This is a genomic window from Pelomonas cellulosilytica (assembly GCF_021353265.1).
Lineage (GTDB): Bacteria > Pseudomonadota > Gammaproteobacteria > Burkholderiales > Burkholderiaceae_C > Pelomonas > Pelomonas cellulosilytica.
The window spans coordinates 772,040-788,597 of record NZ_JAJTWU010000002.1 but is presented as its reverse complement, the minus strand read 5'-3'; the positions used below and the strand labels follow the sequence as shown (position 1 = coordinate 788,597).

The following is a 16,558-nucleotide window of genomic DNA, read 5'->3' as shown; positions in this document are numbered from 1 at the left end:
CGGTTTCCTCCCCCGAGGTTTATCCAACACCTGCCCTCACGTTGGCTTGGCGCGTCGACCTGTTCAGCGCGTCGCGCAGGTGTCGGACAAACCTAAACAGAAGCAGTCAGCTGTTGCTGAGGGGGAACTCACCCGCCACCAAGCGGTCGTTGGCATCGTCAACCGTGCGGCTCATGAAGGACCGCCCGCCATGCTCCACGCCCATGAACTGCTTGAACCCTTTCTTCACTGGCGTGGTAAATCGCTGGTCCGTGTGTGCTGCGACCTAACTTAAATATTATTGTGGCCCAGTAAGATTAACTCTCGATCGCCTGCAGCGCTCCCTCGACTGCATGCCGATGCGCGAACCCCAGCGGATTGGTAGGGACGTCACGGTAGAGACGGAATCGCAGGTAACGGCACGTCGAGGGAAACAGCTCGCGGCGGTTGGCATCGACGATGTGCCAATTCCCGTCCAGGCCGACTTCGGCCCAGTTGTGATAGTCCACCGCGTTCAGGACTGTGTCCCGCTCAACGACGTATCCGCCGGCCATGCGCGCCGGAATGCTGCATGCACGGGCCAGCGCCACGACTAGGTCGGCCTGCTCGGTGCAGTCGCCGCGACGCTCAGTCAGCGCATACAAGGCGCCACGGTCATCTGCGAGGTAGCCTGCATAGGACACCTCCGTCGCCACCCAGTCGAAAATCGCCTCCACGGTGGCGTGCTCGGAGAGCTGGCGCAGCCCGCGCGCCAGGGCCATGATGTCTGGATGGTCGGACTCGATGAAACGCTCCGGCGTCAGCCAGTCAGCTGGTGCGGCAACTGGCTCGCCCACATTGGCCATCTGCACCTGCGCGTCGAACGCGATGTACACGCGGCCATGCGCCGGTACTGTCGCGATCTCGACCGAAGCATAGTTGTGCCCAACGTGGTCCCTGTGCAGCGCCATCGAAGGCCGTGCAGTAACGTGAGCGAGTTGCTGCGCGGGTAACAAGGAGGCGGGTAAATAGCACCAGATCCGTTGATGCGCCAATTCGGTCTCACGCGGATTCACGAAGCCAAGAGAGAAACGCACACGCAGCCTTTGGGCTTCAACAGCGCCCCTCTCCTCTGCATGCAGGCAGATGGGCAGGCCGACCGCTGTGGCAAGCAGCGCCCGGCGCGTCAGACTGTCCTGCATCACAACCCGCATCTGGGGACTTTTGGCCCCCGCGCCAGCGCGACGAGGCCTGCACGGTGTCCACGCACGAATTCATCGACTGCAGATGCTCCGTCCCGATAAGCCAGCAACGGCAACGGCAACAGCTTCCTGGCCAGGGCATCCAGATCGGCGCCCGACCACGAGCGCGGCGCCACCAGGACAACACGTGCCGGCGCCGTGCGAACCGCCTTGAGCGCCTTGCGCACGACAACTTCCGCGCGCTGCACGTCGGCCACCTCGTCATCAAGCGGCTGCCCGGCACCCAGGACGGTCCGAACAGCCGACTGCGAGGGCGGCACCAGCAGCAGCGCGGCCGGATCCTGCGTTTCGATGAACAGTTCTCCTGCGGTTAACCAAGCCCGGCTGTCCAGGTCAGCTGGCCGGCCGGCTTCGGGGCGCGCATCCCGCCCCCACGCGGCCATGCCACCCCGCAACACATACACATTCGCATGACCGCCGGCGCGCAAGGCGCTACACAACTGCAACTGCTGCCGCTCCCCCTTGCCGGAGCCCACCAGCACCACGGTGCGGTCTTTCCAGTACGGCTTCGTGCGCAACTCAACGGGACTTAGCAGGATGGCGTCGGGCAGATGGGAGACTGCATACGCATCAGCGCCCCGGAGGTCGGCCACGACCGGGTTGCCCTTCTCCTGCAGCGCCGCCACCTGCGCGGGCGCCAGAAGGCAGCCGACGTCCGCCACCGCATCGGCCACACCTGCTGCGTTGCCGGCAGCATCGGAGCGCAGGTCGTCGATGCGGCACATGGCCGCCGCAGGCTGGAAGTCCTCCACGCCGGCCGGCGGCTTGCTTGCCGCAAACACCGTCCCCAGCGTTGTCGCCAACGCCACGAAGCTCAACCGCCACGTCCATCTCATGCTCCACATCCCGTCTTGCATCAAAACATCGAAGAAGCCGCGCGCTCTGGCTGTGAGGCCGATACCTGGGGCGGATGAACGAGCTGGCCGGGCTCCGCCGTCAACGCTGCCGGATCGCGCCCGAACAGCCATTCTGCATAGCGCGACTTGCTCGCCAGGCCAGCTTGGGCGGGCTCAAAGTGATCCTGCTTAAGCGGCCGCTGCTCGGACAGAGAATGGACAGCCACAATACGCCCGCCCGCCATCACCAGCCCCCATTGGTCATTGCCGGTCATCGGATCGGTGAAGCGCTTGCGGAGGTGCCGCCGCAGCCCACCGCCTCGCCGGTCGACCAGCAAGTCGTCCAGCGTGGCCGGGTACTCCCGTCGATCCGCGACAGGGCCGCCGCGCGAATAACTGTCCAGTGCCTGGCTGAACTGCATGCCGATGAAAAGCAGCTCCGCCTCCTTGTCGCGCCGCACCGCCTGTGACTGCACGTCAACCACGCGCGTCAACCCTACCGCCATCAGCGCGACGAGCAGCAGCAACCAAAGGTAGGTATAGCCACGGCTCCGTCGCCGTCGGAGCTCATAGCGATTCATAGGGCTTGCCGTCTGGGCCGGTGCCGGCCGCGCCGCTCTTCACATCCGCCACGCGACCGCGCTCGTCGCCGGGTGGTGGTACCAGTATCCATTGCCGGTCGGAGTCCGCGATGGGGTCCCAGGGCACCATGGATAGGTAGCGGCCCTCAACGAGCTCGTCAAGCGACTCAGGGTAGGCGCCGCGGTCGGCATAGAACTTGTCGATGCTGCTGCGGATCGCGCGCAGATTCTCCTTGAGCACTGTGTAGCGCGACTTGTCGATCGCGCCGAAGTAGCGCGGCAACGCGATGGTAAGGAGCAGCGCGGTGATTGCGAGCACTACTAACAGTTCCACCAGCGTGAAGCCGCGTCTAGCGCTGCGAAGCGGCAGCTTCACCATGACCGATATGCCACGCCGTTCAGCCCCTTTGCGTCGGAACGGGAATACACGTCGTAGACGTCGTCGCCTGCCTGCGGGGTATCGGCCGGGGAAGCGTAGCTGCGTAGCCCCCACGAGGCCGCGGCATCGGTACCGTCTTCAAGGGCCATTGGATCGCGAGGCACCCGGCGCAGGAAAAAAATCTTGCGCCTGACAGGGCTGCGCTGATCCTCCACGCCGTCGACCAGCACGGTGAGCGACGGGGGATAGCCGGAGTCGCCCAGCTTCTGCGCAATACGGCCCTGCTCGGAAGCTCGTTTGTAGTCGTCGATCGCGGTGCGAATCTCGATGAGCGCCAGGCGCAACTCATGCTCGCGCTGACGCTGATAACTGAGCTGAGCCATGGGCACCGAGACGAGCGCAAGCACACCCATGATGGCCAGCGTCACGATCAGCTCGATGAAGGTGAAGCCGCGGTTCGCGCGGCGCTGTGTTCTCATGGTTCGATCTTGACGGAGTGCTGCAGCGGCAACGCTGTGGCGAGGCTGGCCGCAGGCTCCGGCGTGGCTGACAAGAGTGTTATCGCCGCGGCTGGCGCCGGTTTCAGCGCGCGGACAACCAGCGTCAGTATCGCCCCCGTACCATTGATGCCCGCCTCGCCCTCGCGTACGCCGGCGGCGAACACGCGTCCTTGGGCCGCATCGATGCGGTGGGTGAAGGTAGACCGCCCACCGGCCTGCCGGAAGTAGTCGCCCTCCGCGACCGACACCACCTGCAAGATCTGCGGGTCGAAGCCGATGAGGACGGGCGCGCCCTTGAGGGCACTGTCCGTGCCCAATTTGAGCGCGACGCTGAACTGCTCTCCCGCCTTCACTTGCACCGGCCCGGACCAGCTGAGGGCCAGGGCCTTCGGCGCGGCCACCACGGCCGTGCGTGGCACCGGCGTCTGCATAGCAGCCGACGCGGCCGGCTCGGGCGCTGCGGACAGCCGCAGCGCCGGCGCGCCCACGCTGCCTTCGGTGCCAGAGTCGATTTCCGCGGCGAGCAGGTCGGGCCGCTGCACCGACCTCAGGATGTGGGGTGTGATGGACAGCAGGATCTCGCTGCGCTGGCCGTCCGTCTTGCCACTGCCAAACAGCCGGCCTGCAATAGGCAGGTCACCCAGCGCGGGCACCTTGCTGGCCGTCACGCGGTCTTCGTTGCTGATAAGGCCGGCCAACACCTGCGTCTCGCCGTCACGCAGTTGCAGCACGGTGTTGGCCGCGCGCTGGCCGATCTGGTAGGACAACGTGCCAGACTTACTGACGATCTCTCGCACAAGGTTGGACACCTCCAGGTTGACCTTGATCGCCACCTCCTGGTCGAGATGGATGTTGGGCTCCACCTCCAGCTTGAGGCCAACATCAACGTAGTTGACCGACTCCGAGACGAAGCCCGTGGAGGTGGACGTCGTCGTGATAACCGGCACGCGGTCGCCGATCTGGATCTTGGCCTTGTCCTTGTTGCGGACACGAATGCGCGGGTTGGCCAAGATGTTGCCGTCCTGGTCTTCCTTGCGGGCATTGGCGACCACGCTGCCTACCGTGGCGCGGATGTTGTTGGCGCGCAGATCGGAGAGCTGGCTAAGCGTCAGGGCGGCGCCATCGGCGACCAAAGGCGTCAGCGACAGCTGGCCTGGCCACTGGATGCCCAGTTCCAGCAACCGCGAGCGCTTGACCTCCAGGATCTCCACTTCCAGCATCACCTCGGCATCGCCGAGATCCTGCAGCGCCACGATGCGCTCGGCCAAGCGCACCGCCTCGGGCGTGTCGCGCATCACGATAACGTTGAGTCGCTCGTCCACCACCAGGTCGCGAGTCTTGACGATGGACTTCAACGTGTTGCCTACGGCCTTGGCATCGGCATTGGCCAGAAAGAAGCTGCGCACAGCCAGCTCCTGGTACTCCTTGAGCTTCTGCGGCGTGTTCTGGTAGATCAGGAGTGAGTTGTCGTTGAGCACCTTGAACTCCAGCTGATTGGTGACCAGCAGCAGCCGCAGCGCGTCTTCCACGGTCGTCTTTTTGGCCACAACGGTGGCGCGCAGGTCGGGCCGGACGTCACGGTCGTAGAAGAAGTTGAGTTCCGCGACCTTGGCGATCACCTCTAGGATGGACTTCAGCGGCGCGTCACGGAACTCCAGCGACACCGGCCGGCGGTACGCCTCGCCCAGCCGCGCCTCGGGTCGAGCGGCTTTGCGCTGCTCTTCGTCGATGCGGGCCTTCAGGTACTGCGCCTGGCGCTGCTGCGGGTTCTCCAGCAGCACCTGTCGAACGCGCTCCAGCGCCTCGGCTTGACCGGCGGGCGTCTTCAGCAGTGGCTCGGCATCGGCCATCCACTGCTGGTGGCGGCGATCACGCACCAGCGTGGCGACACCGCGCGTGGCGGCCTCATTGTCGGGTTCAAGCGCCAGCACCCGGGTGTAGATCTTTTCCGCGTCGCTGAAGCGGGCGTCGCGGCGAGCGGCTTCCGCCTTGTGCAGCAACTCGTTGACCGTTGAGGTGCGAAGCGTCGCCAGCGCGATGCGGTACTCGGCATTGGTGGGCTCCAGTCGGACAGCCTCGCCCATCTTGGCCAGAGCCGCCTCAGGCTTGCCCTCGGCGGCCAAGCCCCGGCCCTCGCGGAAGACCTGCTGCCCAGCGCATCCGGCCAGCGCCAGGACCACGACCAGCGCCCACTCGACCCGCCCGATCCGGCTCCACATCGTCTTCACCTTCGATTCCCTTGCTGTACCGGGCTCATGAGCCGCTTCCCAAATCGAGTGTCTGTAACTGTCCTGTGGCCAGGTGGCGGATGCTCACCACCGTGCCGTTGATTTCTTCCAGTCGGTAACCGTCCGCGAAGCGCTCGCCCTTGCGCACGACAAGGTTCTGGTCGCCATGGATCAGGAAGACCACAGGCCCCTGGTTGTCGTCGAAACGCCCCAGCGGCCGGAACGGCAGCGGCGGCGGGCCGGCCGGCACCTCGACGGTCGCGACCTGCTGGGCGGCAGCAGTCTGGGTCGGAGCCTGTACGGCCGGCGCGGATGACCACGGCGCGGGGTCGAACAGCGTCAACGCATCGGAATCGCCGGCCGTCACCGACGGGGGCACATTCGCTGGCGGGCGTGACGCGGCTCGTGGCGCGCGGGCCGGCAAGGCCACCGCCGTCGGCGACATGGCGGCAGCCGCCTCGCGGCCGCCATCGCGCCACCAGGCGGCGCCCGTAGCGGCGAGTGTGGCGCCCAGCGCCACAGCCAGGCCCGCGCGCCGACGCATACGCTTCATCAAGGGTTCCCCATAACCGACAGACGCGAGAACAGCACCCACCGAACGGTGGTTTCGACGTCGGTTGACGCGGCCGACTCGCGCTTGATCTGCAATCCTTCCAGCGCGAGTGCCGGGTCGGCCGCCAGCGCCTGCTGCACGAACACGAGCACCTGCGCTCCCTGGCCGCGCAGCGGCATCGTGACGCGGTAGCGCACCACGCCGGCAACAGTATCGGGCTGCGCCTGGTAGTCGGCTTTCGCCGCCACCAGACCGACGGCCTGTGCGGCGTCGAGGAGCGCCTGCACGCGCTGCGGGAGGTCGGCGCGCGGGGGCAGGAGCGCCTCAAAGCGCTCCGCCCGCACGTCTGCCGCCAGAGGCGGCGGCGGCGCGAGGGTGGGCGGCAGCTGTTGCAACTGCACGCGCCTGGCGTCTACCTGCTGCGCCTGCCATTGCTGCCATGCCGCGGCCATCAGCAGCCAAACGAGCACGAATGGCGCCAGCGCGCTGAACCAGCCGCGACGCTGCAGCCATCGTCGCCACTGCCGTGCGACCACCCAGCGCAAGGGCTGCACGCGGCGTCGCATGCCCGTCACTTCGACCATGCAACTTCCAGCGTGAAGCGATAGCCCGTGCCGCCGGCTACCGGCACTTGCTCGTGGTGCGTCATGTAAGCCTCGCCCAGCGGCCGGCGGCCGTCGATGAAGCTGACATAGCGCGTCATGTCGAGGGCGCTGGCGGCCTCGGCCATCAATACCATGCGGCCGCTGCCGTTGCCCCCAGCCGCCGTGAAATCGACGCCGAGCACAGCCACCTGGATGTCGCGCGCGGGCTGCAATGCCTTCAACAGGGCATGGAACGGCGCGTCCAGTTGCTGCGCGGCGGCGTCGATGGCCTGCTGCCGCAGGAGTTTCTCCTTGTCCAACGTGCGCGGCGCAGGCCGTGGCGCCGGAGGGCGGCTGCGTTGCTCGGCCTGTCGCGCAAGTTGCATGGCCTCCTGTTGCGACTGCCATGCGCTCCAAGCGAGCACCATCGCAAACGCAGCCAGCGTCGCCAGCACAGCGACCGCGGCGCCGCCGGGGCGCAGCGAGGCAGGTACGGCGTCCAGCGCATCGCCACGCTGCCGTTGCGCCTGCACGGTGACGTCCAGCAGCACGGGCGCTTCAACGCCATCTCGAACGAGAAGCAGCGGCTCCCACGAGCCGGACAGCACCGGAACCACATGGCCTGCGGGGCCAAGGTCCAGCAGTCTCGGCTTGGTGCCTGCCTCCAGCGGTGCACGCAGCATCTGCCGCGCCCACAAGCGGTCTAAGTCCGTGCGGTCCAGCGGTCGGTCATCCGGCCGCATGCGCGTGGTCACGGCCTCCAACCGGGTGGTGCCGGTCACCAGGATCACCTCATCGTCGGTGCGCAGGGCGACCGGTCTGCCGCCACGCCCGGCGCGCCACAGCGCCTGCGACAACGGCAGCACAGACGTGACACGACAGCTCATTGCCTGGGCACAGGCGTCGAGCGCAGCCAGTAAGGCCCTCGGGTAGGACACGGCAATGCGCGGCAGGCCATAGGGCGCATCGTCAATCCGCATCGCATCCCCGGCGGCGTCCTCGAAGCCGGCCTCGTCCATCAACTGCGTGGCGTATGCGAAAGCCTGCCGGGTCTGCAGCAACTCGTGAGCCCACGGGATCGCTACGGTGGCCAGCCAGGTGTCGGACACCACGGCACGCACCTCGCCCACTGCGGCACCACCCTCCCGCAAGCGCTGCGCCACTGCGGCGAGCGCCGTGCCCAGGTTGACAAGGCGAGGAAGCCCGGCCGGCGGCATCGGCTCGCCGCCTAGTTGAGCCCAGCCGCCGGAACGCACATCGCGCACACCGAAAGTCACCTGATGCGCCTGCACGACGAGCACCAAGGACGCGGCGGGCCGGCGCGGCTCAGCCCGTGACACGCTCCACCTCCTCCAACGTCGTTTCTCCACGCGCCACCAGTTGCATCGCCGCATCGCGCAGCGGGCGCATGCCGCGCTGACGCGCGAGAGCCCGCAAGGCCGTCACGGGGGCTTGCGCCGCGATCATCTCGCGCAGTTCATCGTCCAGTACCAACACCTCGGTCACCGCCTTGCGGCCCTTGAAACCTGCACCGCGGCAGTGGCTGCAACCGGTGCCTACCTTGAACGTCCAGCCCGCCACCTGTTCGCGCAGCAGGCCGGCATCGGCCAGCGCGGTGGCGTCCGGTGCGGCGCTGTCCGCGCAATACGTGCAGTTGATGCGCACAAGCCTCTGCGCCAGGATGCCGTTCAGAGCCGCCGCGAAGCTGTACGCATCCACGCCCATGTGCAGAAACCGCCCCAGCACGTCAAACACACTGTTGGCGTGTACCGTGGTGAACACCAGGTGACCCGTCAGTGCGGCCTGCACGGCGATCTGCGCGGTCTCGTCGTCACGGATCTCGCCAACCATGATCTTGTCCGGGTCGTGTCGCAGGATCGAGCGCAGACCGCGCGCGAACGTCAGGCCCTTCTTCTCGTTGACCGGGATCTGCAGCACGCGCGGCAGGCGGTACTCCACCGGATCCTCGATGGTCACGATCTTGTCGCGCCCGGTGTGAATTTCCGTGATGGCCGCGTACAGCGTGGTGGTCTTGCCCGAGCCGGTCGGCCCGGTCACCAGCAGCATGCCGTGGGGCTTGGCGGCCAGACGGCGCACCGCGCGGATCGCGTCGGCGTCCAGGCCGAGGTGATCCAGCCGCAACGCCTTGGCCTCCTCGGTCAGCGACTGGCGGTCCAGCAACCGCAGGACCGCGTCCTCTCCGAAGATGCTGGGCATGACCGAGACGCGGAAGTCGATCTCGCGCCCGTTGATCCGCACCTTGAAACGCCCGTCCTGCGGGATGCGGCGCTCGGCGATGTCCAACTCGGCCATCACCTTGATTCGCGATACTGCCTGCTCGGCCATCTCCTGGCTCTGCACCTCGGTGATCTGCACCAGCACACCGTCAATGCGGTACAGAACGCGCAGCCCGCTGGCATCGCACTCCAGGTGAATGTCGCTGGCTTGCAACTTCAAGGCGTCGTAGATGGTGGAGTTGACCAGCTTCACGACCGGGCTGGTGTCGTCGCTGATCGAGGCCAGCGTGATGACGGCGGCCACGTCGTCGTCAACCTGCACCGCCTGCGCGCCCTCGAACCCGTCCATCGCGCGCAGTGCCCGCTCCTGCTGCATCAGGCAGGCCTGGAGGTCCGACGGCAGCGCGAGCACCACCTCGGGCACCACGCCGGCCTGCCGGCAGCGGTGCAACGCCCAGTCCTCGGCGGTAGCGTCGAACGGGTCGCCGAGCACAAGCAGCTCGCGGGCGCCGCGCGCCACCAACAGCCCGCGCTGCGTGCATTCTGGAAAAGGCACCAGGTCGAACGCCGGCTGCAGCGCCTGCAACTCCGACAGGCCCAACACGGCGCATCCCAGTTGCTCGCCCAGCTGTTCCAGCAACTGCGGCAATGGCACGAGCACCGCCTCGGCGAGCGCGACGAGCATCGGCACATCGCGCTCCACTGACAGGCGGCGCGCTGCGTCGAGCTGACCTGCCGTGGCCACGGTGAACACAAACGCAGCCGTCATTGCAGGCTGCTCGCGAGGTCGAAGATGGGCATGTACATCAACACCACCACGGTACCGACGACGACCCCGATCAGCGTCATCAGCAGCGGCTCCAGCAACCGCGAGGTCCAGTCCACCCAGCGGGCGAACTCGTCGTCGGCAAAGCGCGCAGCCCGCTCTAGCATCTCCGCCATCTGGCCGGACCGCTCACCCACCTTGACCAGTGACAGCGCGACTGGGCTGGCCAGCTCGGCGGCCACAAGTGCGGATGCGAACGACTGGCCTCGCTCGACGGCCTGCCGGCAGCTGGCCAGCCGCGGCTGCTGAGCGGGGCTCAACAGCCCCGACACCATGCCCATCGCCCGCGGCAATGCGATGCCGGCTGCCAGCAGCAGCCCGACCGCCCGGTAAAAGCGCGCCAGCCGGAACTCCTCCACCTTGGGCGCAATGCCCGGCAGGCCGAGCGCCCGGTCCAAGAGCCAGGCGCGGCTGCCAGGGCGGCGCACCGCCCACACGGTGGCAACCACCAGCGCCACAAGCAATGCCAGGCCAGCCTGCCAGTGGTGGTACAGCACCTTGCCAAACGCCAGCATCACCGACGACAGCCACGGAATCTCCTTGCCGGACGCCTCGTACACCACCGAAAAGCGCGGCACGACATAGCCCAGCAGGAACAAGGTCACAAAGCCGCCGACCACCAGCAGCATCGTGGGGTAGATGAGCGCGGAGACGAGCTTCTTTCTCAACGCATCGAAATGCTGCTGGTAGGCCACGTAGCGCGACAGCGCCCGGGGCAGGTCGCCCGTGCGTTCAGACGCACGCACCGTGGCGACATAAACGGGCGGGAAATGCTCGGGCATCCCACCGAGCGCATCCGACAGGTTGCGGCCTTGCTGCAGTGCGCTCAGCACGCTATCGAGAACTTGGCGGGCCAGTGGTTGCCGTTCCTTGGCTAGCAATGTTGACAGCGCCTCCGCGAGGTTGAGTCCGGCTTCCAGCAAGGCCAGCAATTCCTGCGTGAACAGCAGCAGAGGGAAAGGCTTGCCGGAAGCAATGCCCGCCTGCACGGAGGAGTCGGGCGCGGTTTCCACCGACAAAACCTGCAGCCCCCGGGTGCGGGCGCGGCGCACGGCCTGCACGGCATCCAGCCCCGGCATGTGCAGCAGTTGCTCCAGGCCGTCCGGGCCGCGCACACGCAACCTCGTATTCGAACTAACCGAAGCGTCGCCCAGGGCGCCGCTCTTCACCTCGTCCATAGGTCACCCGTGTCCGTCAACGCGTGACTGTGACATTCCAGAGGGGACCACAGACCTGCACGAGCCTGGTCCACTGCGTCGACGAGGTGGACCGTGGCGCGCGGATGGCCACAGTACCTTCGGGATGTGCCACCTCTTTCGTTCCCACAGCGCCGAAGCGGAGTTCCCCTTGCACTGCGGTGACATTAGGACAGGTGGACGTCGCGGTCGGACTGCCCACCACGGGCACCGCCGTCGCGCTGGCGAAGGCGGCACCGGCATTGGCCAGGTCAGCGGTCAGCAGGTAGTTGGAATCGGTGTCGCTGACCGGCGTCTCCCTGAGAACCCGGATCCGGCAGAGCCGCACGTCGTCGAAGTTCGTGTTGGACGATGTGAGGTAGGTGATGTGCGGGGAAACGGAGCTTGAGCGACCGTGCCCATTGGGATCCAGCGAATTGATCACGTAGGCCGCACCAGACCACGGCGAGTCGGCGAAGCACTGACGCGGGGCATATACGGTGAACTGGTTGCTCCCGCTAGATGAACCCGCGGGGACGCTGAGCGGCGGTAAGACGAAGTCGCCCCCCTGGTCTGCCGGCAGCAGATTCCATGGTGCCTTCAAGGTGGCGCCGGTCCGTAACAAGGCCCACGTGGCGGTGCCGGACTCGTAGGTGGTAGACGATTTGACTAACTGGAAGGTGCCACTCAGCGTAGCCATTGGCACAACCACCGCCCCCGGCGCAAAGCTCTGCCCTTGCCCGGCATTGCCGTAAACGACCGCATAGACAACATAGGGGCCTGGGGGGAAGCTGGAGACATCCCATTCGTACGTGCCGCCCGATCGACCGGTAGCGGGCTTGAGACCTTCCACGATGAGAGATCCGTTGAAGGTGGCACGTGGGTCGAAGCCGGCTGGCAAAGGCAGCGACACCGGCTTGTAGTACAGGGCGACCGTCGGATCGCTACCGGGGTTCATCACTTCCCAGCGCAGTTGCACCACCCGCTTCGTCCCGTTCGCCACGGAGCGAGGCGCGACGATCCACTCGGGCGTCGTCAGCGCCACGCTCTGCCCCTGCTCCGAATCCAGCCGCACGTTGATGCGCTGCACGACGCTCCAGTCGCTTGCGACCTGCCGATCGTCCAGTACCCGGGCCCGCCACCAGTAGGTGGACAGGTCATCCAATGCCTTGGGCACTACCCAGAAGGGCACATCCGTGCTGCCGTCTATCAGCTTTTGCGCGAGGCCGGCGTCGTAGTAAACCTCGAACTGATAGCGCAGTGTTCGGCCTTCGGGCGGCTTGGCCGTGCTCACAGCGAGCGACGGCTGGCTCGACCTCACCCAGGCATCCTGCCCTGGATAGCGCACCACCGGCGCAGCCGGCGCAACCGCGTCGGCTGCCACGACGAAGGTGGACACCGCCCAGCCCGACTCTGCACGGCCGTCCTGCGCCTTCACGCGCCACCAGTAACGCTGCCCCTTCACCAGGTGAATCGCTATCCATGACAGGTTGCCGCCGCTCGCTGCCACCGCTGGCGACGCGCGGCGGTTCGGCGAGTCGAACGTTTGCGCGGTGTCGATCTCGAACAGATAGGTCGGCGCGTCACCATGCGCATCTACCGCGGGCTGTGCTGAGAGCGTGGCCGACGTGCCATCGATCACGGCGTCTGCGGGCGGCGAGACGGTGGCCGGCGTGGAAGGCGCCGTGTTGGCGGTGTTGACCGTGAAGCTGCGCAGCGCGGTGGACGTGCGCGCACCGCTGACGTCCGATGCCATGACGCGCCAGTCGTACTTCTTGCCGTCCACCAGCGGCGGTTGGACGACCCAGCTGGTCATGCCCATGGAACCGGGCTGCAGCGCCGGGGATGTCACCACCAGGATCTGGTTGGCGCCACCGTTGCACATTCCATTGCTGGTGGGGATCGTTTCGTTGTCGACGCGGTCTCGGCAGAGTTCGACGGTGTAGGTCAGCGCCTCCTGGTCGGGGTCGACTGCATGGTTCCAGCTCAAGGTGGGCGTGGTAGTTCCAACTTCCTTGCCGTGCGATGGCAACGTGGCATTGAAGGCGCCGGGTGGGTTGGTGCCGGTGTTGGCGACAAACCATGCATCTACCCAGGGGCTGAACAGCAGGCCGTCGCCACTTCGCACGCGCCACCAATACGGGGTGTTCGGGAGCAGTGTCGAAACATCCACCAGCCAGGTGCCCTGGCCATTGGTGATGGCCACCGAACTCGTCGCGAGTTGCTGCGTCATGCCACCGTCGGCGTAGAGCTCGAACTGCAGCGTGGCGGCCGTGTCGCTGGTGAGACCAGAGGAGGCTGCGCTGAGGGCGACGGTCTGCAGGTCGGCCGAAGCCATGCGCACGATCGGCTGCGTGAGCCGCGCACCCGACAGCGGCGACACGATGCGCGGCGTGCCCGGCAACTGCGTCTGGCCCGCTTGCTGCACGGTGATCTTCGCATCGCGGGTGGCTTGCAGCAGCCCATCGGTGGCGGTGTAGGTGATCGTGTAGGCGCCCTTGCTGCCGGTAGGCGGCGTCCAGTCGAACACGGCGCGACCGACGTTGGGCTGCTGTGGCATCGCGGCCTGGGCCAGCAGGCGCGCTCCGGCCGGCATCGGCGCGGCCGTCAGTTGCACGGCACGACCGTTCGGGCTGCTGGCTTCGACAAGGAACGAGACCTGCTGCCCCTCCTTGACTGTGCGGTCCGGGATGTACTGCAACACCGGCGGCAGCGGTTGGACGTCGGGCGCCTTGAAGCCGGTGGTGTAGCTGCCTGTCGAGTTGACGTCGAAGAAGTTGACCCAGTATTCCCACAGCTTGGTCGACGGGTTGCGCGTCCGGCTCAGCCAGGCGTTCTCGGGCGGCAGCACCTTGGCGTCAGAGCGCTGCACGGTGCCAATCGGCTTCTGGCCGTCGAAGGGGTCCTTGAGCTTCACGTAGACGAAGCCCGCTGTGACCGGAAAATTCAGTGTGAAGCCGTTACCCGCACCTGAGGGCGCCAGCGTCGCGAGGGCGCTCTGGTCGGTGACCTCGGTGTCCGGGCCGTCCGATTCGTAGATGCGCAGAATGTCTCCATCGCGGGCGAAAAAGTCGCGCACCGCGTCGCGGCCCGGCAGGTCGACCTTCACGTCGCGCACCAGCACATGGGCATTGGTTGCCTGGACCAGCGAGGTCAAGGCCCCGCCCAACTCGTCGGCATGACTGAAGCTCGCCGTGAACTCTGTGAACTTGCCCGACAGCGTCGTCTCCATGATCCAGCGGGCCATCTTGGCGCTGTTGCCCGGGATGTCGCCGAAGTTGGCGATCAGTGTGTTCTGCGCCGGCATGTCGTTGATGTAGCTCCCGGTCAGCTTGAAGCCGATCAGCAGGCCTTGCTTGTTCTCGACGATCTTGGGCTGGGCCGAGTCGATCTTCAGATTGCTCGCCGTGGCCAGGCCGTTGTTGCGCACGCGCACGCCGAGCGTGAACGGCACCACGGGCTCGATCTCCGGCGTCAGTGGGTCGTCGGCCTCGACCTCGGCAGGCAGGAAATAATCAAGCCTCAGCAGCGGCACCGGCTTCACCGTGATGACGCCGGGCGACACGTTCAGCTCCGTGTCCTCGCCGTTGTAGCGGTAGCGCAGCGTCGCGCCGACCAGGTACTTCTTGCCCAGCGGCGAACTGCCGGCCGCGCCGGGAGACGGGATCAGCAGCCATTCGATTCGCGCCGTCGACCGGGGAGCGACAGTACCGGTGCCATCGACGGCCGCGATGTTTTCCTTCTTCGCCAGACGGATGAAAAACTTTGCGCTGAGATCATTCGGGTCGGTCGAGATCGACACGGGCGTACCCAGTTCGTCAGCCACCTTGACGTCAACGCTGATGTTCTCCAGCAAGCTCGTGTCGGTCGAGTTGCTGATCTTCATCTCGGCCTCAAACCCCTGGCGCTCGAAAGCCAGCTCCTGCTTGATTTCGATTTTGACCTTGGCACAGATCGTTTCCTGCGCAAAGGCAGCCGGGCTCAGCACCATGGCGCCAGCCGCGGTCAACAGGGCAACTGAACGACGCCCCGCAGCGCACAGGGCGACAACCTGTGCGATTCCTGTCCGCCAAGCGGCTTTGGCCTTGGTCATCATCTTGCTCGTTCCTCCCGACCTCAGCCGGCTTTAATGCTTGTTCGTTCGTTCTCGTCGGCCGGCTCGCGCCAGCTCGCTCTCACGTCATCCCTGAAGCGCGGCCAGGAACTCGTCGCTGTCGAACCCGTCTTTCATGTGGTGCTCACCGCGCGGACCGCGTACGACGAGATACGGCGTGCCGCTCGCACGCAAAGCCTGGAACTCGCCAACGCAGCGGCTGTCCACGCTCATATTGCATTCGGTGAAGGCGAAGCCGTAGCTGGCAAGCCATGCCTTGGCCTGGGCACAATTGCCGCATTCGCTCGTCGAGTACATGACGATCTGCTCGGCCCGCACGGTGGACGCGAGTTGCCGGATGCCGGTGTCGTCGAGGTCGCTGACGCTCGTCTGCCCGATCTCGCCGCCCTTGCGCATGTCCAGGCGAGCCTGATGGCCCCACCACAGCCCCAACAAGATCGCCATGACGGTCGTGATCATCTTCCAGCGGCTTGCCCGCCCTGGACTCGTCGCGGCGGCATGAACCGTGCTGCGCTGGGGCACTGCGGCCGATGCCGCAGGCGAACCCGCTTTTGCATACGCAACGCCGCAGGACGGGCACTGCCATGCCGGGACGGTCGTGTCCGGCGGACGGACATGATTGCATTTTGGGCAGACAGTAGGCATGCAACGACAGCTAGAGGGGTTTCGACGGAGTTGTTTTTATTCAAGGGCGCCAGATCTGCATCTCAAATCCAAAAATTTCCAAGACGCCAAAAAGTGGCTAGCCGATTAGTTTAGACAAGAATTTCTGGCCAAAGAGGATGGGCATACAAGCCAAGCTGAGCGGTGGAGTTCAAAATGCCCCTGACCCGTAACCCCAACCTGCCGGGCTTCTTAATCCTCTGCATGTCGCATTGACGGAAAGGCGCACGCAACGAACTCGGGATTCAATTCATCCAATACCGCATCAATGTCGCCGATCTTCACTTCAGCGGGCACGTCGATTGAATAACAGCCGTATTGAGGAAGCTTGACAACATTGCACCCCAACTCAAGCAGCTTTTCCAATACTTGCTCCAGGTTATTTGGCTCATCGAGACGCAGCAACCACAACGTTGTTCGGCCTGAGCGAGTCTGATGCGACCAACTACTTACTGTTCCGCCGCCATCAAGGGTCGGCCTTATGACATCTCCAACTGATAGGCCTTTAACGAACAGCGGAGGCTTAAGAAGCTTGTATCCATCAACGTCAATGCGGAATGGTAGCGATTCAATACCTACTGGCGGCCAATCATCTTCAACGTCCAGCTGGAATTGTAAGTTACTGACATTCACAGTTTTCGACTTTGAATTCATTGCTTTTT

Annotated in this window: 15 protein-coding genes; all 15 read right to left on the bottom strand. The window is 65.7% G+C overall.

Annotated elements, in window-relative coordinates; genetic code table 11:
- Positions 1–106: 106 nt before the first annotated feature.
- Positions 107–229 carry a hypothetical protein gene (locus LXT13_RS28430; protein ID WP_255719296.1) on the bottom strand — a complete coding sequence of 41 codons (123 nt, stop codon included), beginning with the start codon at positions 227–229 and terminating at the stop codon, positions 107–109.
- Between the two features lie 67 nt (positions 230–296).
- Positions 297–1,160 (bottom strand): transglutaminase-like domain-containing protein, encoded by an 864-nt coding sequence (locus LXT13_RS07425; protein WP_233371184.1) that lies wholly within the window; start codon positions 1,158–1,160, stop codon positions 297–299.
- On the bottom strand, positions 1,160–2,029 hold the full coding sequence (locus tag LXT13_RS07420; RefSeq protein ID WP_233371220.1) for a rhodanese-like domain-containing protein: 870 nt from the start codon (positions 2,027–2,029) through the stop codon (positions 1,160–1,162). Before LXT13_RS07420 ends, LXT13_RS07425 begins: the two co-directional genes overlap by 1 nt.
- A 47-nt stretch (positions 2,030–2,076) precedes the next feature.
- Positions 2,077–2,583 carry a type II secretion system protein gene (locus LXT13_RS07415; RefSeq protein WP_233371183.1) on the bottom strand — a complete coding sequence of 169 codons (507 nt, stop codon included), beginning with the start codon at positions 2,581–2,583 and terminating at the stop codon, positions 2,077–2,079.
- 40 nt (positions 2,584–2,623) lie between these two features.
- Positions 2,624–3,016 (bottom strand): type II secretion system protein, encoded by a 393-nt coding sequence (locus LXT13_RS07410; RefSeq protein WP_233371182.1) that lies wholly within the window; start codon positions 3,014–3,016, stop codon positions 2,624–2,626.
- Positions 3,010–3,495: a type II secretion system protein gene (locus tag LXT13_RS07405; protein ID WP_233371181.1), complete on the bottom strand. Its 486-nt coding sequence runs from the start codon at positions 3,493–3,495 to the stop codon at positions 3,010–3,012. Before LXT13_RS07405 ends, LXT13_RS07410 begins: the two co-directional genes overlap by 7 nt.
- Complete coding sequence (locus tag LXT13_RS07400) at positions 3,492–5,735, bottom strand: secretin N-terminal domain-containing protein (RefSeq protein WP_233371180.1); 2,244 nt, start codon at positions 5,733–5,735, stop codon at positions 3,492–3,494. The genes LXT13_RS07405 and LXT13_RS07400 overlap by 4 nt, the downstream gene beginning before the upstream one ends.
- Before the next feature lie 34 nt (positions 5,736–5,769).
- Positions 5,770–6,087 carry a hypothetical protein gene (locus LXT13_RS07395; protein ID WP_233371179.1) on the bottom strand — a complete coding sequence of 106 codons (318 nt, stop codon included), beginning with the start codon at positions 6,085–6,087 and terminating at the stop codon, positions 5,770–5,772.
- Between the two features lie 209 nt (positions 6,088–6,296).
- Positions 6,297–6,881 carry a hypothetical protein gene (locus LXT13_RS07390; protein WP_233371178.1) on the bottom strand — a complete coding sequence of 195 codons (585 nt, stop codon included), beginning with the start codon at positions 6,879–6,881 and terminating at the stop codon, positions 6,297–6,299.
- A complete protein-coding gene (locus LXT13_RS07385; RefSeq protein WP_233371177.1) occupies positions 6,869–8,221 on the bottom strand; it encodes a hypothetical protein in 1,353 nt (450 codons plus the stop codon). The genes LXT13_RS07390 and LXT13_RS07385 overlap by 13 nt, the downstream gene beginning before the upstream one ends.
- Entirely contained in the window at positions 8,208–9,887 is a 1,680-nt protein-coding gene (locus tag LXT13_RS07380; RefSeq protein ID WP_233371176.1) for a GspE/PulE family protein, read from the bottom strand. The genes LXT13_RS07385 and LXT13_RS07380 overlap by 14 nt, the downstream gene beginning before the upstream one ends.
- The gene (locus LXT13_RS07375; RefSeq protein ID WP_233371175.1) at positions 9,884–11,122 is read right to left on the bottom strand and encodes a type II secretion system F family protein; all 1,239 of its coding nucleotides are present in this window, start codon (positions 11,120–11,122) and stop codon (positions 9,884–9,886) included. Before LXT13_RS07375 ends, LXT13_RS07380 begins: the two co-directional genes overlap by 4 nt.
- Positions 11,123–11,138: 16 nt before the next feature.
- The gene (locus LXT13_RS07370) at positions 11,139–15,128 is read right to left on the bottom strand and encodes a putative Ig domain-containing protein (protein ID WP_233371174.1); all 3,990 of its coding nucleotides are present in this window, start codon (positions 15,126–15,128) and stop codon (positions 11,139–11,141) included.
- A gap of 171 nt (positions 15,129–15,299) precedes the next feature.
- Complete coding sequence (locus LXT13_RS07365) at positions 15,300–15,692, bottom strand: glutaredoxin family protein (RefSeq protein WP_233371173.1); 393 nt, start codon at positions 15,690–15,692, stop codon at positions 15,300–15,302.
- A gap of 396 nt (positions 15,693–16,088) precedes the next feature.
- On the bottom strand, positions 16,089–16,550 hold the full coding sequence (locus LXT13_RS07360; protein ID WP_233371172.1) for a DUF4265 domain-containing protein: 462 nt from the start codon (positions 16,548–16,550) through the stop codon (positions 16,089–16,091).
- Positions 16,551–16,558 lie beyond the last annotated feature (8 nt).